We start from the raw sequence: 19,935 nt of genomic DNA, 5'->3' as shown, positions 1-19,935 counted from the left end.
CCTTGGGGACGGGTGGGTCAGCCCGTCGTCTCCCGCCAGCGGTTGGTGATCGGGAGGCGGCGGTCCCGGCCGAAGTTCTTCGGCGTGATCTTGGGGCCCGGCGGGTACAGACGGCGCTTGTACTCGGCCAGGTCGACCAGCCTGATCACGCGCGTGACCAGCGCGGGGTCGTGCCCGGCCGCGATGAGCTCCTGCGAGCCCATGTCCTTCTCCACATAGTCGTCCAGCAGCCGGTCCAGCACCTCGTACGGCGGCAGCGAGTCGGTGTCGCGCTGGTCGGGACGGAGCTCGGCGCTGGGCTCCTTGGTGATCGAGTTCTCCGGGATCGGCCGCTCGGCGGTCATCAGGAAGTCCTCGCGGGTGTGCGCGTTGCGCCACTCGGACAGCGCCCACACCATCGTCTTCGGCACGTCCTTGATCGGCGCGAAGCCGCCGGCGGAGTCGCCGTAGAGGGTGGAGTAGCCGGTCGCCAGCTCGCTCTTGTTGCCGGTGGTCAGCACCAGGTGGCCGTGCTCGTTCGACAGGCCCATGAGGATCATGCCGCGCACCCTGGCCTGGAGGTTCTCGGCGGCCAGGCCGGACAGCCTGATCTCCTTCTCGAACGCCGTGACGATCTCGGTGATCGGCACGATGCCGGAGTTGATGCCCTGCCGGGCCACCAGGTCCTCGGCGTCGGCCAGGGAGTGCTCGGAGGAGTAGCGCGAGGGCATGAGCACGACGTTCACCCGGGAGGGGCCGATCGCGTCGGAGGCGATGGCCGCGGTCAGGGCCGAGTCGATGCCGCCCGACAGGCCCAGGATGACCGACCGGAAGCCGTTCTTGGCCACGTAGTCGCGTACGGCCAGCACGAGGGCCGAGTAGATCTCGGCGTGCGGGTCCAGGCGCTCGGCGATGCCGGCGGGCACCGCCTGATAGGGCTCCACGGGGGCCTGCGACAACACCCGGCGTTCGACGGTGATCGTGGTGCCGTCGCCCGCGTCGTAGGGGAACGTCCCGGGCTCGGCCTCGGAGACCGGCAGGTCCAGGTCCACGACCAGCAGCTCCTCGCGGAACTGGCCGGCCCGCGCGACCAGCTCACCCGAGGCGTCCACGACGATCGAGTCGCCGTCGAAGACCAGCTCGTCCTGGCCGCCGACCTGGTTGACGTAGACGAGCGCGCAGCCGGCCTCGCGCGCCCTGCGGGCGCACAACTCCAGCCGTACGTCGTCCTTCTCCTTCTCGTACGGCGAGGCGTTCGGCACGACCAGCAGCCCGGCGCCCGCCTGGCCGACGACGGCGACGGGGCCCCCGTCCTGCCAGAGGTCCTCGCAGACCGCGATCGCCACGTCCACCCCGTGCAGCCGGACGATCGGCAGCCGGTCGCCGCGCACGAAGTAGCGGTACTCGTCGAATACGCCGTAATTGGGCAGGTGGTGCTTGGCCGTGCGGATGACGACCTCGCCCTTGTGCAGCAGCGCGGCGGCGTCCAGCGGCGCGCCCTTGGGCCGGCCGACCCTGGGCGCCAGCCCGGCGCGGTCGACGTAGCCGACGACCACCGGCAGGTCGCCCAGCCCTTCGCGGTCGAGCCGGCGCGCCACCTCCTCCAGGGTCCTGATGCTGGCGTCCACGAAGGACGTGCGCAGCACCAGGTCCTCGACGGGGTAGCCGGTGAGGAACATCTCGGTGAAGACGACCAGGTGGGCGTCCCGCTCCGCGGCGTCGCGGGTCCACACGACCAGCCGTTCGGCGTTGGCGGCCAGATCGCCGACGGTCGGATTGGTCTGTGCGAGGGCAATGCGCAGTTGTGCCACGTCATTAGCCTAGTACGACCTGATTTTTATCGTCAAAGCGACGAAAAGTGTCCCTTGTCCCCGGGAGTCACCAGTCCGGACTCGTAGGCCGCCATGACGAGCTGCGCCCGGTCGAACAGCCCGAGGTGGTCGAGCAGCGACTTCACCAGCACCGCCACCTCCTCCTCGGGCAGCGCGAGCGTCTGGCCGATCTGCCGGTTCGTCAGCCCGCGCGCGACGAGTTTGAGCACGTCGAGCCGGGCGTCGGAGAGCCCGGCCAGCGCCGGCGGCGAGGCCGGGTCGGTACGGCCGGCGAACGCCGAGATCAGCCGCGTGGTGACCGCCGGGTCGATGAGCGCGTCACCGGCGGCGGCGGCCCTGATCGCGGCCAGGAACTGCTCTGGGGCCGAGGTCTTCAGTACGAAGCCGCTCACGCCCGCGCGCAGCGCCGCGTACAGGTTCTCGTCGCTGCCGAACGTGGTCATCATGACGACCTTGGGCGGGCGTTCCCCGGCCAGGATCCGGCGGGCGGCGGCCAGGCCGTCCAGGTGTGGCATCTGGATGTCGAGCAGGACGACGTCCGGCCGGTGCTCGCGGACGCCCGCGATGGCCTCCTCGCCGTTGGCCGCCTCGCCGGCCAGCGTCACGCCCTCCTCGGCGCCCAGCATGGCCCGCAGCCCGGCCCGTACGAGCGCCTGGTCGTCGGCCACCAGCACCCGCAGCACCTTCTCCCCGGCGGCGCCGGCCGTGGCGCCGGTCGTGACGCCGGTCGTGGTGGTGGCGGACGGCGGGGGCGGCGGCTCCTCCAGCCGCTGGGCCAGCATGTCGGCCTCCAGCCGGCGCAGCCCGGCCGACAGGTCGAGCCCCAGCTCGTCCCGCCACACGGCGCGGGCCCGGCGCAGCGCGGCCAGCGCGTCGCCCTGGCGGCCCATCCGGTACAGGCCGAGGGCCAGCAGCCGCCAGCCCTCCTCGCGCAGGGGGTGGGCCGAGGCGTGCGCCTCCAGGTCGGCCACCAGCGAGGTGGCCCGGCCGAGCACGAGACCCGCGCCGGCGCGCCGCTCGACCGCGATCAGCCGCAGCTCCTCCAGCCTGCCCGCCTCGGTCGCCGCCCAGGTCAGCTCGGCGAACTCGGCCAGCGCCGGCCCGCGCCACAACCCGAGCGCGCTCTCCATGGACGCCCACACCTGCTCCGGCGGGCCCTCCGACTTCACCAGGCTCTCGAACCGCCACGAGTCGACCTGCTCGGTCGCGGCCCGCAGCGCGTAGCCGGGGGCGGCCGAGACCAGCACCTCGGCCTCCTCGCGCGGCGCCCGCCCCGGCTCCAGCGCGCGGCGCAGCCGGGAGACGTAGCCCTGGATGGTGGACAGGGCCTGCGCGGGCGGATCGCCCGGCCACAACTCGTCGATGAGGGTGTGCACGGGCACGGCCCGGCCGCCCGCCACGAGCAGACGGGCGAGCACCGCCCGCTGCCGTTGGCCGCCGAGGTCGAGGGGGACGCCTTCGCTCCAGGCGTGGAACGGTCCCAGTGCGGTGAATGTCAGCATGTCAGGGGTAAGCGTAGAGGGAGAACACGTCAGGGTATATGGCGAATTGTCACAGCGGAAGCTCGGCGTGGACAACCGTGCCACCTCCCGGTCCCGTTCGTACGGCGCAGGTGCCCCCGAGTTCGGCGGCCCGTTCGCGCATCGAGCCCAGCCCGACGCCGGGCCGTACGTCCGGCGGCAGGCCGATCCCGTCGTCGGCGACCGTGACGTACAGGCGGTCGTCGCGGCGCAGCGTCACCGAGATCCGCGTGGCGGCGGCGTGCTTGCGCGCGTTCGTGAGCGCCTCCTGCACGATGCGGTACGCCGCGACCTCGACCGCCGCGGGCAGGCCGGTCAGCTCGCCCGACGCCTCTACCGGCGCGCCGGCCAGCTCCTCGATCGCGCCGGCCAGGCCCAGCTCGTCCAGCGCGGGCGGGCGCAGGCCGTAGACGAGTTGCCTGATGTCGCCGGTCACGGCGTCCATGCCGGCGCGCAGCCCGGCGAGCAGCCGGTCGGCCTGGTCGGGAGCGCTGTGCATGGTCAGGCGGGCGGCGTTGATCGACATGGCCATGCCGCTCAGCGACTGGCCGAGCCCGTCGTGCAGGTCCCGGCGCAGCCGCCGCCGTTCCTCCTCCCGCGCGGTCAGGATGCGCTCGCGCGAGCGCTGCACCGCGGCCGTCAGCCGTACGGCGTGCGCGGCGTCGGCGATGTACGGCGTCAGCGTGGCGATCACCCGCTCGTCGTGGGCCGCGGGGAACCTGCGCCGGTCCGTCGGCCCGATCAGCAGCAGCCCGACCGGCTCGCCGTGCCAGATCAGGGGGACCGTCCTGGCCGCCGTGCCGAGCACGCCGGACGTGGTCACCGCGCCGTCGGCCTCGACCGCCACGCCGGTCACCGACAGGCCCTCGCGCAGTACGTCGAGTGTGGCCAGCAGGCCGTGCACGGGGTCGGTGTGCTGGAGCCGGTGCCGCAGCCGCCGGGCCAGCGTGCCGGGCACGCCGGTGCTGCCGTACAGCAGGCGGTCCACGCCGCGTTGCAGCCCGCGGCGCATCGGCTGGAAGAACGCCCCGGCGAACAGGGCCGCCGGGATCCCGGCGATCCGGTCCACCTCCGACAGGAACACGCTGAGCGCGGCGCTGACGGCCACGTACACGAGGGTGATCACGATGGCCAGGCCGGTGCCGACCAGCGCCCGGCTGATCAGCGTGTCGATGCCGAACAGCCGGTAGCGCAGCACCGCCACGGCGATGGCCGCCGGGATCAGTGGGATGGCCAGCGAGGCCACCCACCAGACGTCCGCGCCGAGCATCCAGGGCACCAGCAGGCCGGGCAGCGCCACCAGCAGCCACAGGAGCTGCCGCCGTTCGACCGCGTCGCCGCGCTTGAAACGGACGACGAGCGAGGCGAAGGCCAGCACCATGCTCGCCGACAGCGTGCCGTGCCCGGCCTCCCGCAGCTCCGGCCGGTCGGCCAGCAGCCCGGCCCAGTCCAGCGCCTGCCCGGCCACGGCCAGCGCCACCACCGTCCGCCAGCGCCGCGACAGGAGCCGGCCCACCGGGTACAGCAGGGGCAGCAGGACGCCGAGGGTGAGCTCGCAGACGTTCCAGGTCAGGTTGACGACCGGCCAGCGCGGGCCGGGCGAGCCGTCGAGCAACTGATGGAGGTTGGCCGACAGGATGTTGGCCGCCGCGCTCACCCCGCCCAGGCACAGCAGCCAGCCGATGACCAGCCGCGGCCTGCTGTGGACCAGGATCGCGCCGAAGACGGGGAAGGCCGTGCCCGCCATGTCCTCGGGCGCGAACGGCAGCGGCGTGTACGGCGACGGCGGCAGCTGCGCGGTCACCCAGATGTCGGCCAGCTCCAGCACGACGGCGAACGTGGCGATCCCGATCGCGACGCGGGGCGTGGCCAGTCTCGTCACCGCCCGGCGCGCCCAGCCTGCGTGGCGCATCCCACCGATTCCTTCCGTGATCGGCAGGAAATTATCGGGAAAATGCCAACATCGGATCAAAATTCTCTCAACGGCGGCGGATTCCGTGGTCCGCCCCGGTCTGCCCCGGTCTGCCCAGGCTCGCCGGGCCCGCCCCCAACCCGGCCCGCGTCAACGCGCCCGGGTCACCGCCGTCTGATCGCCGGGCCGAGTGCCAGCATGCCCGCGGCCGACACCAGCGCCACGCCGCCCACGGTGAACCACAACACGTGCGACCCGCGTTCGAGCAGCGGCCCGCCCAGCAGCGGCGCCAGCATCGCGGCCAGCGACCAGGCGAACCCGAACAACCCCGAGTACCGCCCCCGCAGGTGCTCGGGAGCCAGCGCGGCGACGATCGTGCCGGAGAAGCCCGCGACGATGATCTCGCCCACGGTCCACACGGCGATCGTGACGGCCAGCCAGAACGTGTTCGTGACGAAGGCCGTCATCGCGAACCCGGCCCCCATGATCGCCAGGCCGAGCGCGAACGTGCGGGAGGCGTCCCGGCGGCCGAGCCAGCCGGAGACCAGGGGCTGCACGATGACGATCAGCACCCCGTTCAGCGCCATGGCCAGGCCGAACTGGGCGGGCGTCAGCTTCACCACCGCGGTCATCGCGACCGGCAGCATGGTCATGGTCTGCAGGTAGACCAGCGCGTTGCCGAGCACGACCAGCGTGAAGGCCACCATCAGCCGGTCGCGCAGCACCACGCCGAACCCGCCGCCCGACTCGCGCGCCGGCGGCCTGGTCTCGGGCACCGCCCGCCACACCAGTACGGCGAAGATCACACAGGAGACCGCGTCGATCCAGAACAGCCAGACGAACCCGACCCCGGCCAGCCAGCCGCCGCTCGTCATGCCGACCGCGTACCCGAGGTTGATCGCCCAGAACAGCAACCCGTACGCGCGGGGCCGCTCCGACGGGGACACCAGGTCGGCCACCAGGGCGTTGGACGCCGGCCGGTAGATGTCGATCACCAGGCCGAGCACGAACATGGAGGCGACGATCGCCGGCAGCGAGGTGCTGTAGCCGAGCGCCAGCATGGTGGCGGCGGTGGCGAGCATGCCGCCCGACAGCGTCACCCGGCGGCCCACGCGGTCGGTCAGCACGCCCGCGAGCAGCTGCGACACCAGCGAGCCGGCGCCGTAGACGCCCATGATCAGGCCCACGGTGGTCACCGACATGCCGCGGGCCTGGGTCAGGTAGACGCCGGTGAACGGCATCACCATGGTGCCCAGCCGGTTGACGAGGCTGCCGCTCCACAGGGCCCAGAAGGGGCGCGGCAGGCCGCCGATCTGTGAGCGGAGGAAAGAGGGCTTCTCAACAGTGGTGCTCGACACGGATACAGAGTCGGGCTTCCGTTTTGGAGTCGCCAACGATTTAGCGCACACTAAACCATGGCCGTCACGTGGGTGCTGAAGCCGGAGGACATGGCGCGGATCCGGTTCGCGTTCTCGCCTCTGTGGGAGCTGGTCGCGAGCCTGCGCACCCTCCAGGACCCCGCCAGGCAGTCGCTCCACCTGCCGTGGATCAAGGCCGTCCGGCCCCGGCTGCGTGGCCTCGACCTGGACGAGCTGTTCGCGCTGGTGCCGGCGAGCGGCTACCTGGCCGACTTCATCACGCCGCCGCCGCGCACGCCGCTGCCCGACTTCGCCGCCGAGCTGGACCAGGTCCGGTGCACGCCGCCCGAGCGCGCGGCCGAGGAGGCCGCGAAGATCGCGGGCACCGACCGGACGGTGCTCGACCGGTTCACGGCCGATCCGGCGGCGGGGGTGGCCCGGGTCGCCGACGCGCTGGAGACGTACTGGCGGGAGTGCTTCGCCGAGTTCTGGCCCCGCGTCTACGGGCTGCTCGAACGCGACGTGCTGCGCCGGTCGCGCCAGCTCACCCAGGGCGGGGCCAGCGAACTGTTCGCCGGGCTCGGCCCCGCCGTCGAGTGGACAGGGGAGCGGCTGCTCATCGACCGGCCCTGGTGCGACGCGGGCGGGCTGCACGGCGACGGGCTGGTGCTGGTCCCGAGCGCGTTCTACTGGCCGTCGGTGGCCGTGATGACGGCGCCGTACCAGTCGATGCTCGTCTACCCGGTGCTCGGCGTCGGCACGCTGTGGGAGCAGGGGCCGCCGCCCGCGGCCGGGCTGCTGGCCGCGCTCATCGGGCGCAGCCGGGCGCAGATCCTGCTCGCGCTGGCCGAGCCGAGCACCACCTCGGCGCTGGCCACCCGGATGTCACTCACCCCGGGCGCGGTCAGCCAGCACCTCGGGGTGCTCAGCGACGGCGGGCTGACGGTGGGCCTGCGGCTCGGCAAGCAGGTCGTCTACCGGCGTACGGCCGCGGGCGACATGCTCGCCGCCACCGCCGCCTGACCACTCCCCTTTCCGGCCGGGCCCCTGTTGGAGCTGGGGCCCGCGCCGCGTCCGGGGTCCGCCGTGTCAGGTGTAGCGGGACGTCTCCAGAAGCCAGTCCAGGTGGGCCCGAGGTGCGGCCAGGTAGGCGCAGGCGACCTTGCTGACGTCCCGGGCCGCCTTGGGCGGCAGGTCGTCGAGCGGCAGCAGCCTGGCCGCCCGGTTCATGTCCTGGCAGCGGTCGGCGATCCGGTCGAGCACCCACGCCACGGCCTCGCGCTCGCCCAGCCCGAGCTGACGGATCGCCAGAACGACCAGGTTGTGCACGTCGCCGCGCTCCTTGGGCCGCGAGGCCACGTCGTTGCACCAGGCGGTGACGTCGTTGCAGGCGTCCACCAGCTCCCGCCACGGCTGGCACTCGACCATCCAGGCCGGCACCTCGACCCGCAGGCACGGCTCCACCAGGTCGTACAGGTACGGCCCCACCGTGCCCCTGCGCAGCGCCGGGTACTCCTCCAGCGTCGGCATGCGCCCGGCCGCCCGGTTGTCGGCCTCGGTACGGCACGCGTCGGCCTGGCGACGCAGGTTGACCGCGAAGCGGGCCCGCCACTGGTCGCTCATGCGCGCGCTGGTCACCCGCCACAGGTCGGCGAAGGCCGCCTCCAGCGGATGCCGGGCCGCGCCCTTGAGCATGCCGTGGAAGATGTCCAGCGGGCACGACCCCTCGTCGAGCTCGTCGTCGAGGTGGAACAGCCAGGTCAGCCACTGCGCGAACAGCGCGGCGGCGGCGGCGTCGAACTCGGCGAAGGCGCGCCCGGCCATCCGGTGGAAGCCCACCCCGGCGTCGGCGCGCAGCCCCGTGCGCCTGGCCCAATCGATGACCGCGGCCTCGATCGCGTACACGGCCGGGTGCATCCGGCACGGCGCCGCCATCGCCGGCACCCGCTCGACCAGCGGCAGCAGCGCCAGCGCGGGCGAGCCGCCCTTGCGCGGCAGCGGCAACATCGGCTTCCAGTGCAGGACCGAGCGGAGCGCGGTGCGCACCGTGGCGAACACGGTGGTGCTCACGGCGGTGTTCACAGCGGCCCGTAGAGCCAGTTGCCCGCGGCGTTCGGGTCTGAGCTGCGGTAGAAGTCCTCGGCCGCGATGATCAGCTCCTCGACGGTGAGCGTTCCTCTGCCCTCCCTGTCGAGCCGGTCGAACGCCTCGTCCACGTCGTCGTAGGCGGTGCCGAACGCGCTCAGCATCGTACGGAACTCGCCCGGCCGGATCAGCCCGTCGCCGTCGCCGTCGCAGAGCTGGGCCACCGCCACCGTCGCGGGCCGGAACACCGGCTCGTAGTGCTCGCCGATGACGAACGCGGCCGCCATGCCGTCGCGGAAGTCCGCCCGCGCGATGCCCGCGTCGCCGTCGCGTTCGAGCGTGCCGGCCAGCGTCGACCAGATGCCGTCGAAGCTGCCGACGAGCCGGCTGCCGGTGACCGAGGTGGGGGACTCCCCGAAGCCCACCAGCAGACGGGCGCCCAGCCCCAGCAGGTCCTCCCTCTCCACGACACCGTTGCCGTTCGCGTCGATGTGGTCGAACGCCCGATCGAGCTTGTGATTGAGCAGGTCGATAGCCACCAATGCCTCCCCCGAGACTCACTGCGTGATCACAGTAGATCTGGGCGGCCCCTTTGTCAGTGAGGCTCGCACCGGCACCCCCCGTAACGTGTGCGAAACACGGGCACGGCATCCTGATAGAAGACCCGCACTGTCTTCAACGAGGGGATGCCTTGGACCGCCAGCAGGAGTTCGTGCTCCGCACGCTCGAGGAACGCGACATCCGGTTCATCCGGCTCTGGTTCACCGACGTTCTCGGCTTCCTCAAGTCCGTCGCCATCGCCCCCGCCGAGCTGGAGGGCGCCTTCGCCGAGGGCATCGGGTTCGACGGCTCGGCCATCGAGGGCTTCGCCCGCGTCTACGAGTCCGACATGCTGGCCAAGCCCGATCCCTCGACGTTCCAGATCCTGCCCTGGCGCAGCGAGACGCCGGGCGCGGCGCGCATCTTCTGCGACATCCTCATGCCCGACGGCACCCCGTCGCACGCCGACCCACGCTGGGTGCTCAAGCGCACGCTCGCCAAGTGCGCCGACATGGGCTTCACCTTCTACACCCACCCCGAGATCGAGTTCTTCCTGCTGAAGAACCGTCCCGAGGCCGGTCAGCGGCCCGAGCCGATCGACTCCGGCGGCTACTTCGACCACACGCCCCACAGCTCGGGCCACGACTTCCGGCGCCAGGCGATCATGATGCTGGAGTCGATGGGCATCTCCGTCGAGTTCAGCCACCACGAGGGCGCGCCCGGCCAGCAGGAGATCGACCTGCGCTACGCCGACGCGCTCACCACCGCCGACAACATCATGACGTTCCGGCTGATCATGAAGGAGGTCGCCCTGGAGCAGGGCATCTGGGCCTCGTTCATGCCCAAGCCGTTCACCGAGCACCCGGGCTCGGGCATGCACACGCACATGTCGCTGTTCGAGGGCGACCGCAACGCCTTCCACGAGGCGGGGTCCGACTACCGGCTGTCGAAGATCGGGCGCTCGTTCATCGCGGGCCTGCTCCGGCACGCCGCCGAGATCACCGCCATCACCAACCAGTGGGTCAACTCCTACAAGCGGCTGTGGGGCGGCGCAGAGGCCATCGCGGGTCAGGGCGGCGAGGCGCCCTCGTACGTGTGCTGGGGCCACAACAACCGCTCGGCGCTGGTCCGGGTGCCGATGTACAAGCCGCACAAGGGCGGCTCGACGCGCATCGAGTTCCGCTCGCTCGACTCGGCGTGCAACCCGTACCTGGCCTTCGCGCTGGTGCTGGCCGCCGGGCTCAAGGGCATCGAGGAGAGCTACGAGCTGCCCCCGGCCGCCGAGGACAACGTCTGGACGCTGACCAGCGCCGAACGCCGCGCGCTCGGCATCCAGCCGCTGCCCGGCTCGCTCGACGAGGCCATCGCGGTCATGGAACGCAGCGAACTGGTCGCCGAGACGCTAGGCGAGCACGTCTTCGACTTCTTCCTGCGCAACAAGCGGGCCGAGTGGCGCGAATACCGCCGTACGGTCACCGAGTTCGAGCTGGGCCGCTACCTGCCGGTGTTGTGAGGCCGGGCGGGGAGACCCGCCCGCTTCAGCCCTTGAACTCGCGCACCTCGACCGGCAGCACGCCCACCGCGCGCGCGAGCCGGCGCCCCCACTCCAGCGCGCCGTCCAGGTCGGGCGCCCGGATGACGGTGAACCCGCCGACGTGCTCCTTGCCCTCGGTGTAGGGGCCGTCGGGCTCGAACAGGGTGAGCAGGTACTGGTTCATCGCGGGTCCTCCCTCATGTCCCGTGCGCGCGGCTGTCGACGGCGCTCCCCGCGACGCTCCCTGCGACGCTGTCGAAGACGATGTGCTCCAGCAGGTCGGCCTCGGCGCGGGTGACCACGCGCGCGGTGGCGGCCGGCGCCGGGTCGCCGTCCGCGACCCGGGCCAGCAGGCTCTCCCAGCGGCGGCGGTGGCGGGCGAACGTGCGGGGCGCGACCACCCTGCCCCTGGCGTGCTGCCCGGCGATCGCCGCCTCCGCGGGCGCGTCGAGCAGCAGCAGGTGGAAGCTCGCCCGCTGCCTGCGGGCCAGCCACGCGAACCCCTTCAGCACGTACGTGGCGCAGCCCCGGTTGTGCGCGAGGACCGACTGCCCCCGGATCAGCGCCCGGCGGATGCGGCTCAGATGGGTGGCGAACACCACGGCGCGGCGGACGGGCCTCGGGGCCCAGGCGATGCGGCCGTCCCAGCGCAGGCGGGACTGGCCGGAGTCGATCACCACGACCGCGCCGGCGGCGACGGGCGCGCTCTCGGCGCCGTGGAGGCCGTACAGGCGGCGCAGCAGCGTGGTCTTGCCGGCGCCGGGCAGCCCGGTCAGCACGACCAGCGACCCGGGCGGATAGCGTAACGTCGCCCGCTGCACAGCCCCACCCCGCCCGATCAGGATTCGCTTCGACCCCTGTCGCGCCAGCATAGGGCGCGCGGGCGCACGGCCGGCGCACGGCCGGTGCGCGGAACGGTCCCATGGGATTCACCGGGAATGGGCCCGGGACGGGGAAATCACGGGATAAAGTACTGCCGACGCCTTGATCGGCCTCACCCCGGACACCGCTCTGGGTTGAGGCCGATTTTCGTTGTTCCTCACCCCCGAGTCACCCCCGTGCCATCGACGGCATCGACCCTGGGAGAGGGACGGCCGGGGGCGGTCGGGGAAGTTTCGGCCCCGCCTGTGGCGTTATGGGGGAGTCGGTCGGCGCTCAGGGACCCCCGCCATCGTGCTAAACCGGGAGTCCAGTAAAATCGGCCTGCTCTTTACGATATTTCCGGACTTCTCGCCTTGTGTGGCGATATTGGAGGGTGTGGCATGACGACGGCTGCCCTGCAGACCGTGTTGACCGTTCCCGAGCGTTTCCGGGGCCCGGTGGGAGTCGCCAACGGCGGCTGGATCGCGGGAACCATGGCGGAGGCGCTGAACGGTGGCCGATCAGCGGTCGAGGTCACGCTGCACGCGCCCACGCCCCTGGAGACCGAACTGCGCCTGGAGCACGTCGCCAACAGCGTCTCGCTGTCCGACGCCGAGAAGGTGCTGGTCGAGGCCATCCCCGTGGCCGAGACGCTGGCCGGGCCCGGGTTCGTCCCGTTCACCGACGCCGAGCGCGCCGAGGCCGGGTTCGTCGGCCTGAAGGCCCACCCGTTCGCCGAGTGCTTCGCCTGCGGCCTGCGTGAGCCCGGCGACGGCCTGCGCATCTTCCCCGGCCCGGTGGAGGGCTCCGACCTGGTGGCCGCCGGCTGGCGGGTGCCGTTCACGGTGAGCGGCGAGGACGGCGTGCCCGCCTCGATCGTGGGCGCGGTGCTCGACTGCATCACCGGCTGGGCGCACTTCGGCCCCGGCGAGTCGGCCCTGCTCGGCCGCCTGGTCGTGCAGATCAACGGCCCGGTGCTGCCCGGCGGGCGCTACTCGGTCGTGGCCCGTCCGACCGGCCGCGAGGGCCGCAAGATGTACGGCGAGAGCGGCATCTACGAGGGCGACGGCACGCTGGTCGCCGCCGCCCGAGCCACGTGGATCGCTCCACGCTGACCCACTGCCGAACGGCCCCCTGAGCAGCCGCTCCGGGGGCCGTTCGCATGTCCGCGGGGGCCCGTCAGGACTCCGTGATACGGGCCAGTACGGTCGTCACCGGGTCCTCGTCGAACAGGATCGTGTAGTGGTTGCAGTCCGGCACGACCTCGTCCCGCAGGCCGGGCAGGCGGTCCGCCCAGGGCCGGGCGATCTCGTCGGGGAGCATGCCGGTGTCCTGGTCGAGCAGGCCGCGCGGCGCCCTGAGCAGGTACGTCGGGGCCTTGATCGCGGTCAGCGCGGCCTCGATCTCGGCGGTCCTGAGCCGCATCCAGCGGCCGTCCTCCATCACGGCCTCGCCGACGGCCCGCGAGTGCATCGCGCCCTCGGGGCCGGCCAGGTCGTAGCGCACGTACGCCTCGACGTCCGGGCTCCAGCGGCCGACGAAGGCGGGGTGGGCCTTGAAGAAGTCCACGTACTCCTCCGGCGTGGCGAACGTGCGCCGGAGCCGGGCCAGCGCGGGCCCCAGCGTGGCCTCCAGGGCGGCGTCCGGGTCCACGCCCTCGGGCAGCGGGAGCGGGAGTCCGCCGTCGACCAGCACGACCCGGGCGAAGTCGTGCCGCGCCGCGGCCAGCACGGACACGTACGCGCCCATCGAGTGCCCGGCCAGCACCGCGTCCGGGCCCGCGCCGACGTGCTCGGCGACGCGCAGCACGTCCTCGGCGTGCCTGGGCAGCCCGTACGGGCCGGGCAGCGAGGCGCTGTGCCCCCGGCCGTGCAGGTCCATGGCGACCAGCGACCACCCTTCGGGCAGCCGCCGCCCGACCGCTCCCCAGGCCATCAGCGAGGCGCTGATGCCGTGGACGGCGATGACCGTCCGCGGCCCGTCGCCGAACGTGGCGATCCGCAGCCCGCCCACTTCATCGATTCTCATAACCGGATCCTAGGGACACGGCCCATGGGCGATCGGGGCCACCACCCACGTGACGCGGACAGGTTGGTACGTTCAGTCAAAAAGACGGATAAATTACCCGCTATGCGCATTACCGTGGTCGAGCACGAGGCCGGCGCCGGGCTCGGGTACCTCGCGGACTGGCTGGAGCTGACCTGCGACGTCGTGCGCCCGTACCTGGGCGAGGAGATCCCCGAGCCGGCCGCCGACGGCCTGATCGTGCTCGGCGGCGCGGCGGCCGCCTGGGAGGACGAGCGCAACCCCTGGCAGCCCGCCACCCGCGCCCTGCTGCGCCGCGCCGTGGAGGAGGGCACCCCCACGCTCGGCATCTGCCTCGGCGCGCAGTTGCTCACCCTGGCGCTCGGCGGCGCCGTCGAACGCGGCGGCGCCGGCCTGGAGGTCGGGGCGTGCGAGGTCGTCGCGCTGCCCGCCGCCGCCTCCGACCGCCTGCTGTCCGGCGTGCCGGACACGGCCACCGCCGTCCAGTACCACCAGGACGCCATGACGCGGCTGCCCGAGGGCGCGGTGCCGCTGATGACCGGCGCCCGGTACCCGAACCAGGCCTACCGGGTCGGCGAACGCGCCTGGGCGGTGCAGTTCCACCCCGAGGCCACGCCGGAGATCTTCACGGAGTGGACGGCCGAGTCCGGCCTGGCGGCGGCCGAGGAGCTGAACGCCGGTGTCGAGGCCGCCAGGGACGCCCTCGTCTCCACGTGGCGGCCGGTCGTCCAGGCGTTCGCCGAGGTGGTCAGGGCGGGCTGAGCCCCCACCCCGTCCGTACGGGGTCAGAACCAGCGGTCGTGGACGCGCGGGGCCTTCGTACGGCGGCGGGTGAGCAGGTGGGCCGCGGCGTGCACCCCGCCCACCACCAGCGGCAGCGCCGCCAGCCCGGCCACGCCCGCCCGCCCCGGCGCCGCGACCACCCCCGCCTGCCGCAGCCGCCGCCACGCCCACACCGAGAACGGGATCACCACCACGGGCGCCGTCGCCACCCCCGGCGTGTACCCCCGCGTGGCCGCGGCCTGCGCCAGATGCACGACCCCGTGCAGGCCGAACCCGGCCAGCACCGACTGGAAGACCGGGCTGCGCCCGCCGGTCCGCGCCCCCAGTGCCGACACCCCGGCCATCACCCCGCCCATCAGCCCGATCGCCACGTTCACCTGCGCCTGCGACAACTCGAACCGCTCCCAGGGCACCCCCGGGTACAGCCGCTCCAGCCGCGGCCGGGCCCGGCGCACCCATCCGGCCATCGTCGCCAGCTCCTCCGCGTCGTGCACGACCCACGCCCCCAGCAACCCCCAGGTCACCGCCGCCGACACCCGGCTCATGTCCATCCCCTCCCGCGAAACGCAACGCAACGTCGCGTTGTACTCTACGGCTTCCGAGATGTCACCTGTCAAGATGGGCAGGTGCCCAGGATCGAATCGACCGCCGCCCGGCTCGCCAAGCTCGGCTTCGCCGACGGGGCCAGGGCCGCCCAGTTGCTCGACCGTTCCCCGGCCGATCTCGGCGACCTCCTGGAGTTCCTGGTCGACGTGGCCGATCCCGACCTGGCCCTCGTCTCGCTGACCCGCCTGGCCGAGCGCGAGCCCGCGGTGCTCGGCGCCCTGCGCGCCGACGAACGGCTCAGGACCCGCCTGTTCGCCGTGCTCGGCGTCAGCGCCGCGCTCGGCGAGCACCTGGTGCGCCACCCCGGCCAGGCGGCCCTGCTGGCCGAGGCCGAGCCGGGCGAGGCGCGGGCGGGGCTGCTGCGCGCCGTCGGCGCAGAGCCGGACGAGCCCGAGCCCCGGGCCGCCGGGCCCGACGCGCTGGTGGCGCTGCGGGTGGCCTACCGGGGCCGCCTGATGCACCTGGCCGCCCGCGACCTCACCGGCCAGGCCACGCTGTCGGAGGTCATGGCCGAGCTGTCCGACCTGGCGGGCGCGGCGCTGGAGGCCGCTCTGGCCGTCGCCCGCGCGGAGGTCGACGACTCCGAGGTACGCCTGGCCGTCATCGGCATGGGCAAGTGCGGCGCCAGGGAGCTCAACTACATCAGCGACGTCGACGTGATCTTCGTCGCCGAGCCGCGCGAGGGCGCCGACGAGACCAAGGCGCTGCGCGCGGCGACCCGGCTGGCCCAGGCCATGATGCGGGCCTGCACGACGGCCACCCAGGAAGGCTCGTTGTGGGAGGTCGACGCCGGCCTGCGTCCCGAGGGCCGCTCCGGCCCGCTGGTCCGCACCCTGGCCAGCCATCTGGCCTACTACCGCCGCTGGGCCAAGACCTGGGAGTTCCAGGCGCTGCTCAAGGCCCGGCCGGTGGCGGGCGACCTGGAGCTCGGCGCGGCGTACGTCGAGGCGGTCAACGACCTGGTCTGGACGGCCGCCACCCGCGAGCACTTCGTGGAGGACGTGCAGGCCATGCGCCGCCGCGTCGAGTCGCACGTACGCGCCGAGGGGGAGCGGCAGCTCAAGCTCGGGCCCGGCGGGCTGCGCGACATCGAGTTCGCCGTCCAGCTCCTCCAGCTCGTGCACGGCCGGCTCGACCCGCTGCTGCGCCGCAGGGCCATCCTCGACGCCCTGGCCGCGCTCTCCCGCGGGGGCTACGTGGGCCGCGACGACTCGCGCGGGCTCGCCGAGGCGTACACGTTCCTGCGACAGGTCGAGCACCTGCTGCAGCTCCACCGGCTGCGGCGTACGCACGTGCTGCCCACCGACGAGGCCGACCTGCGCAGGCTCGGCCGCGCGCTCGGCATGCAGCCCGACCCGGTGGGGGAGTTCACCGCCAGGTGGCGGCGGCACGCCATGGAGGCGCGGCGGCTGCACGAGAAGCTGTTCTACCGGCCGCTGCTCCAGGCCGTGGCCCGGCTGCCGGAGTCGGAGGCGCGGCTGTCCACGGCCGCGGCGGCGGCCCGGCTGGAGGCGCTCGGCTACCTCGACCCCAACGGCGCGCTGCGGCACATCGCGGCGCTGTCCACGGGCGTGTCCAGGCGCGCGGCCATCCAGCGCACGCTGCTGCCGGTCATGCTCGGCTGGTTCGCCGACACGCCCGACCCCGACGCGGCGCTGCTCGGCTTCCGCCAGGTCAGCGACAAGCTCGGCAGCACCCCGTGGTACCTGCGGCTGCTGCGCGACGAGACCGCCGTGGCCGCGCGGATGGCGCGCGTGCTCGGCACCGGCCGCTACGCCACCGGCCTGCTCATGCACGCCCCCGACGCGGTCGCCATGCTCGGCTCCGACGAGGAGCTGGCCGTACGCCCGCCCGAGTCGCTGCGCGGCGAGGCGTCGGCCGCGGTGTCCAGGCACGCGGGCGACCCGGAGACGGCGGTGGCGGCCGTGCGGGCGCTGCGCCGCAGGGAGCTGTTCCGCACGGCCGTCGCCGACATCTCGGGGCTCATCGACATCGAGACCGTCGGCACGGCCCTGTCGGCGCTCACGGACGTGACCCTCCAGGCCGCGCTCGACGCCGCGCTCGGCAAGGCGCCCGACGTGACCAGGTTCGCGGTCATCGCCATGGGCCGGCTCGGCGGCATGGAGTGCTCCTACGCCAGCGACGCCGACGTGATGTTCGTGCACTCGCCGCTGCCCGGCGTCGAGGAGCGGGAGGCCACCGACGCCGCCTTCGCGGTGGCCAACGAGCTGCGCCGGCTGCTCTCGCTGCCCGCGCCCGACCCGCCCCTGGTCATCGACCCCGACCTGCGTCCCGAGGGCCGCCAGGGGCCGCTGGTGCGCACGCTGGCCTCCTACCGCGCCTACTACGCCCGCTGGTCCGCGCCGTGGGAGTCGCAGGCGTTGTTGCGCGCCCGCTTCTCCGCCGGTGACCCCTCGCTCGGCGGCGCGTTCACGTCCATGATCGACGAGTTGCGTTACCCGGCCGGCGGGCTGCGCGACGACGCGGTCAGGGAGATCAGGCGGCTCAAGGCGCGTATGGAGGCCGAGCGGCTGCCGCGCGGCGCCGACCCCGCGCTGCACACCAAGCTCGGGCCCGGCGGGCTGTCCGACGTGGAGTGGGTGGCCCAGCTCCTCCAGCTCCGCCACGCGGGCGGCGTACCGGCCCTGCGCACCACCCGTACCGTCGGGGCGTTGCGGGCGGCGGCGGCCGAGGGGTTGCTCGACCCGGCCGACGAGGTCGTGCTGGCCGAGGCGTGGCGCTACGCCTCCCGCGTCCGTGACGCGATCATGCTGGTCAGAGGGCGGCCCGGGGACAGCGTGCCCGCCGACGCGGGCGAACGCGGGCTCATCGCCCGTACGCTCGGCTACCCGCCCGACGGCTCGGAGGACTTCCTCGACGACTACCGCCGCGTCACCCGCCGCGCCAGGCAGGTCGTGGACCGCGTCTTCTACGGGGGTTGATCCGGGCACCCGCCCGGGTGTATCAAGGCGCAGGTGTTATCCGTCTACGTGGACCTGGCCCTCGGCCTGGTGGTGTCGTTCCTGCTGCTCTCACTGCTGGTGAGCGGGATCAACGAGGCGTTCGTACGCCTGCTCGCCATCCGCAGCAAGTTCCTGTGGGCCTACCTCAGGGACACCCTCGACGGCGCCGACGCGCAGGGCAGGTCGTGGTTGCCCGCCAAGGTGCGCGACGTGTTCGCCGCACTGCCGTTCGCCCGCGATCCCCGGCCGGCCCACAGCGACCAGCCCTCGCCCGCCGAGCCCGGGACGCTGCCGATCGGCGAGACCAAGGCGCAGGACGCCATGGTCAAGCTGCTCTACGAGCGCGTCCAGGAGATCGACCATCCGACGAAGGGCCGTACGAGCATCGCGAACATCCCGCCCGGGCGCTTCGCGGTCGCCCTGATGGAGATGGCGGCGGCCGAGCCCGAGGGCGTCGAGGGCTTCCTGGCCAAGCTCAAGGAGATGGGCAGCCCCCTGTACGGCCACCTGCGCGGCGTGTGGGAGACCGCGCAGCGCGACCTCGACCGGTTCAGGGCGGGCGTCGAGACCTGGTTCGACGGCGAGATGCAGCGCCTGTCCATGTTGTACAAGCGCTACGTCAAGTGGGTCGTGGCCGTGCTCGGCATCCTGGTGACGCTGCTGTTCACCATGGACGGCCTGGAGTACGGCAAGACGCTGCTGCGCGACAACGCCTTCCGCGCCTCGGTGACCGCCGTGGCCGGGGCGGGCACCGAGGCGTACGACGAGCTCAAGGCCCGGTGCGCCGGGTCCGACCCCGTGCCGTGCATCACCGAGACGCTCAGCGAGCCCGCCATGGTCCAGATGCTCCAGCACGCGCTGGTCAGCATCGAGATCCCGGCCGAGGGCGACCCGACCCTCCACTGGAACGGCGCCACCTGGTGGGACCGGCTCACCACGCCCAGCCATTGGCCCGGGTTCCTGCTGACGTACGTGGCCCTGCTGTTCGGCGCGTCGTTCTGGTGGGACGTGCTCCGCCGCATCACCGGCATCAGGTCCCGGCGCAAGGACCAGTGAGCGCGGCGGCTCAGGCGCTCATGGCGTACAGGACGTCGCGCAGGGACTCCTCGCGGCCGCGCAGCCAGACCAGGCGCAGGGCCAGCGCGGGCGCCGGGTGGTCGAGTGCGACCAGCGCGCCGGAGTCCAGGTCGGAGCCCAGGGCGAAGTCCGGGAGCAGGGCCTGACCGAGGCCCTGCCTGGCCCACTCGCGGGCGGTGGCGATGCTGGTCAGCTCCCTGCGCGGCACCCCCGGGCCGAACGCCTGGTCGCTCGCCAGCCGGATCGAGCAGCCGGACGGGCTCACCAGCAGCGGCTCCCGTTCGCCGCCCAGCGCCGCGACCAGCAGCAGCGCGACCTCGCCGACGTCCAGGAAGTCCATGCCGGCGGGCGGTGTGAAGCCGAGGCCGCCGATGCGCGGGCCGAGGTCCAGCAGCAGCGCCGCGTCCAGATCGCCGCGGGACACCTGGGCCAGCAGGTCCTGCCGCATCAGGGAGCGTACGTCCACGTCGAGGTCGGGGCGGCGTTCGGACAGGCGGCGGACGACGGCGGGCAGCCGGACGGCGGCCAGCATCTCCAGCGCGCCGAGGCGTACCCGGCGACGGCGGCCGGTGACCGCGCGGCGCACCTCCTCGGCGTGGTCGAGCAGCCCCTGCGCGCGGGTGAACAGGGCGGCGCCGGAGTCGGTCAGCCGCATGCCCTGGGGCGTACGCTCGAACAGCGCCACACCGAGGCTGCCCTCCAGCCTGCGCACCTGCTCCGACACCGACGCGGGAGCCAGGCCGAGCGCGTTCGCCGCGCCGGTGACGGTGCCCGTCCCCGCCACGGCGACGAAGCCCCGCAATTGCCGCAAGTCCATATAAAGCAGCATACGGTTTTGC

Annotated in this window: 17 protein-coding genes; 6 read left to right on the top strand and 11 right to left on the bottom strand. The window is 73.2% G+C overall.

What is annotated here, in order from left to right:
- Nucleotides 1–17 precede the first annotated feature (17 nt).
- From DMB42_RS04750 to DMB42_RS04735, 4 genes are all read right to left on the bottom strand, one after another.
- On the bottom strand, nt 18–1,790 hold the full coding sequence (locus DMB42_RS04750) for an NAD+ synthase (RefSeq protein ID WP_125630889.1): 1,773 nt from the start codon (nt 1,788–1,790) through the stop codon (nt 18–20).
- 32 nt (nt 1,791–1,822) lie between these two features.
- Nucleotides 1,823–3,313, bottom strand: coding sequence for a BTAD domain-containing putative transcriptional regulator (locus DMB42_RS55940; RefSeq protein WP_125630887.1), 1,491 nt, complete (start codon nt 3,311–3,313; stop codon nt 1,823–1,825).
- Nucleotides 3,314–3,362: 49 nt separating this feature from the next.
- Nucleotides 3,363–5,243, bottom strand: coding sequence for a sensor histidine kinase (locus tag DMB42_RS04740; protein WP_125630885.1), 1,881 nt, complete (start codon nt 5,241–5,243; stop codon nt 3,363–3,365).
- A gap of 164 nt (nt 5,244–5,407) precedes the next feature.
- Entirely contained in the window at nt 5,408–6,601 is a 1,194-nt protein-coding gene (locus tag DMB42_RS04735) for an MFS transporter (protein WP_125630883.1), read from the bottom strand.
- A gap of 57 nt (nt 6,602–6,658) precedes the next feature.
- On the opposite strand from DMB42_RS04735, the gene DMB42_RS04730 reads away from it, so the two are divergent.
- Entirely contained in the window at nt 6,659–7,624 is a 966-nt protein-coding gene (locus DMB42_RS04730; protein WP_125630881.1) for a DUF5937 family protein, read from the top strand.
- Nucleotides 7,625–7,690: 66 nt separating this feature from the next.
- Here the strand turns inward: DMB42_RS04730 and DMB42_RS04725 are convergent, their stop codons facing one another.
- Together DMB42_RS04725 and DMB42_RS04720 are read right to left on the bottom strand one after the other, a co-directional pair.
- On the bottom strand, nt 7,691–8,671 hold the full coding sequence (locus DMB42_RS04725; protein ID WP_260477481.1) for a terpene synthase family protein: 981 nt from the start codon (nt 8,669–8,671) through the stop codon (nt 7,691–7,693).
- An 8-nt stretch (nt 8,672–8,679) separates the two neighbouring features.
- Nucleotides 8,680–9,225 (bottom strand): EF-hand domain-containing protein, encoded by a 546-nt coding sequence (locus DMB42_RS04720; RefSeq protein WP_125630879.1) that lies wholly within the window; start codon nt 9,223–9,225, stop codon nt 8,680–8,682.
- Between the two features lie 152 nt (nt 9,226–9,377).
- On the opposite strand from DMB42_RS04720, the gene DMB42_RS04715 reads away from it, so the two are divergent.
- The gene (locus DMB42_RS04715; protein ID WP_125630877.1) at nt 9,378–10,739 is read left to right on the top strand and encodes a glutamine synthetase family protein; all 1,362 of its coding nucleotides are present in this window, start codon (nt 9,378–9,380) and stop codon (nt 10,737–10,739) included.
- A gap of 25 nt (nt 10,740–10,764) precedes the next feature.
- On the opposite strand, the gene DMB42_RS04710 is transcribed toward DMB42_RS04715, so the two are convergent.
- Both DMB42_RS04710 and DMB42_RS04705 read right to left on the bottom strand, forming a co-directional pair.
- On the bottom strand, nt 10,765–10,944 hold the full coding sequence (locus DMB42_RS04710) for a YciI family protein (RefSeq protein ID WP_125630875.1): 180 nt from the start codon (nt 10,942–10,944) through the stop codon (nt 10,765–10,767).
- Between the two features lie 13 nt (nt 10,945–10,957).
- Nucleotides 10,958–11,581, bottom strand: a complete 624-nt coding sequence (locus DMB42_RS04705; protein ID WP_260477480.1) for an ATP-binding protein — start codon at nt 11,579–11,581, stop codon at nt 10,958–10,960.
- A gap of 441 nt (nt 11,582–12,022) precedes the next feature.
- Here DMB42_RS04705 and DMB42_RS04700 point away from each other — a divergent pair, with 441 nt between their 5' ends.
- Nucleotides 12,023–12,736, top strand: a complete 714-nt coding sequence (locus DMB42_RS04700; protein ID WP_125630871.1) for a PaaI family thioesterase — start codon at nt 12,023–12,025, stop codon at nt 12,734–12,736.
- A 64-nt stretch (nt 12,737–12,800) separates the two neighbouring features.
- Here the strand turns inward: DMB42_RS04700 and DMB42_RS04695 are convergent, their stop codons facing one another.
- Nucleotides 12,801–13,649 carry an alpha/beta fold hydrolase gene (locus tag DMB42_RS04695; protein ID WP_125630869.1) on the bottom strand — a complete coding sequence of 283 codons (849 nt, stop codon included), beginning with the start codon at nt 13,647–13,649 and terminating at the stop codon, nt 12,801–12,803.
- A gap of 102 nt (nt 13,650–13,751) precedes the next feature.
- Between DMB42_RS04695 and DMB42_RS04690 the strand changes: the two genes are divergently transcribed.
- Entirely contained in the window at nt 13,752–14,429 is a 678-nt protein-coding gene (locus tag DMB42_RS04690) for a type 1 glutamine amidotransferase (protein ID WP_125630867.1), read from the top strand.
- Nucleotides 14,430–14,452: 23 nt separating this feature from the next.
- Here the strand turns inward: DMB42_RS04690 and DMB42_RS04685 are convergent, their stop codons facing one another.
- Nucleotides 14,453–14,995, bottom strand: a complete 543-nt coding sequence (locus DMB42_RS04685) for an HXXEE domain-containing protein (protein WP_185844455.1) — start codon at nt 14,993–14,995, stop codon at nt 14,453–14,455.
- 81 nt (nt 14,996–15,076) lie between these two features.
- Between DMB42_RS04685 and DMB42_RS04680 the strand changes: the two genes are divergently transcribed.
- Nucleotides 15,077–17,998, top strand: a complete 2,922-nt coding sequence (locus DMB42_RS04680) for a bifunctional [glutamine synthetase] adenylyltransferase/[glutamine synthetase]-adenylyl-L-tyrosine phosphorylase (RefSeq protein WP_125630865.1) — start codon at nt 15,077–15,079, stop codon at nt 17,996–17,998.
- Nucleotides 17,999–18,031: 33 nt separating this feature from the next.
- On the top strand, nt 18,032–19,075 hold the full coding sequence (locus DMB42_RS04675; RefSeq protein ID WP_125630863.1) for a hypothetical protein: 1,044 nt from the start codon (nt 18,032–18,034) through the stop codon (nt 19,073–19,075).
- A 10-nt stretch (nt 19,076–19,085) separates the two neighbouring features.
- Here the strand turns inward: DMB42_RS04675 and DMB42_RS04670 are convergent, their stop codons facing one another.
- Entirely contained in the window at nt 19,086–19,913 is an 828-nt protein-coding gene (locus tag DMB42_RS04670; RefSeq protein WP_125630862.1) for a LysR family transcriptional regulator, read from the bottom strand.
- Between the last annotated feature and the right edge of the window lie 22 nt (nt 19,914–19,935).

Origin of the sequence: Nonomuraea sp. WAC 01424 (assembly GCF_003947315.1) — a bacterium.
In the GTDB taxonomy this organism is placed as follows: Bacteria; Actinomycetota; Actinomycetes; order Streptosporangiales; family Streptosporangiaceae; genus Nonomuraea; species Nonomuraea spiralis.
The sequence above is the reverse complement of the archived record's forward strand: the minus strand, read 5'-3'. Positions and strand labels throughout refer to the sequence as shown.

Coding starts and splice junctions, on each gene's coding strand:
- DMB42_RS55940 (WP_125630887.1), bottom strand. CDS start 3,313: ATGCTGACATTCACCGCACTGGGACCGTTCCACGCCTGGAGCGAAGGC.
- DMB42_RS04740 (WP_125630885.1), bottom strand. CDS start 5,243: ATGCGCCACGCAGGCTGGGCGCGCCGGGCGGTGACGAGACTGGCCACG.
- DMB42_RS04730 (WP_125630881.1), top strand. CDS start 6,659: ATGGCCGTCACGTGGGTGCTGAAGCCGGAGGACATGGCGCGGATCCGG.
- DMB42_RS04710 (WP_125630875.1), bottom strand. CDS start 10,944: ATGAACCAGTACCTGCTCACCCTGTTCGAGCCCGACGGCCCCTACACC.
- DMB42_RS04700 (WP_125630871.1), top strand. CDS start 12,023: ATGACGACGGCTGCCCTGCAGACCGTGTTGACCGTTCCCGAGCGTTTC.
- DMB42_RS04695 (WP_125630869.1), bottom strand. CDS start 13,649: ATGAGAATCGATGAAGTGGGCGGGCTGCGGATCGCCACGTTCGGCGAC.
- DMB42_RS04690 (WP_125630867.1), top strand. CDS start 13,752: ATGCGCATTACCGTGGTCGAGCACGAGGCCGGCGCCGGGCTCGGGTAC.
- DMB42_RS04685 (WP_185844455.1), bottom strand. CDS start 14,995: ATGAGCCGGGTGTCGGCGGCGGTGACCTGGGGGTTGCTGGGGGCGTGG.
- DMB42_RS04670 (WP_125630862.1), bottom strand. CDS start 19,913: ATGGACTTGCGGCAATTGCGGGGCTTCGTCGCCGTGGCGGGGACGGGC.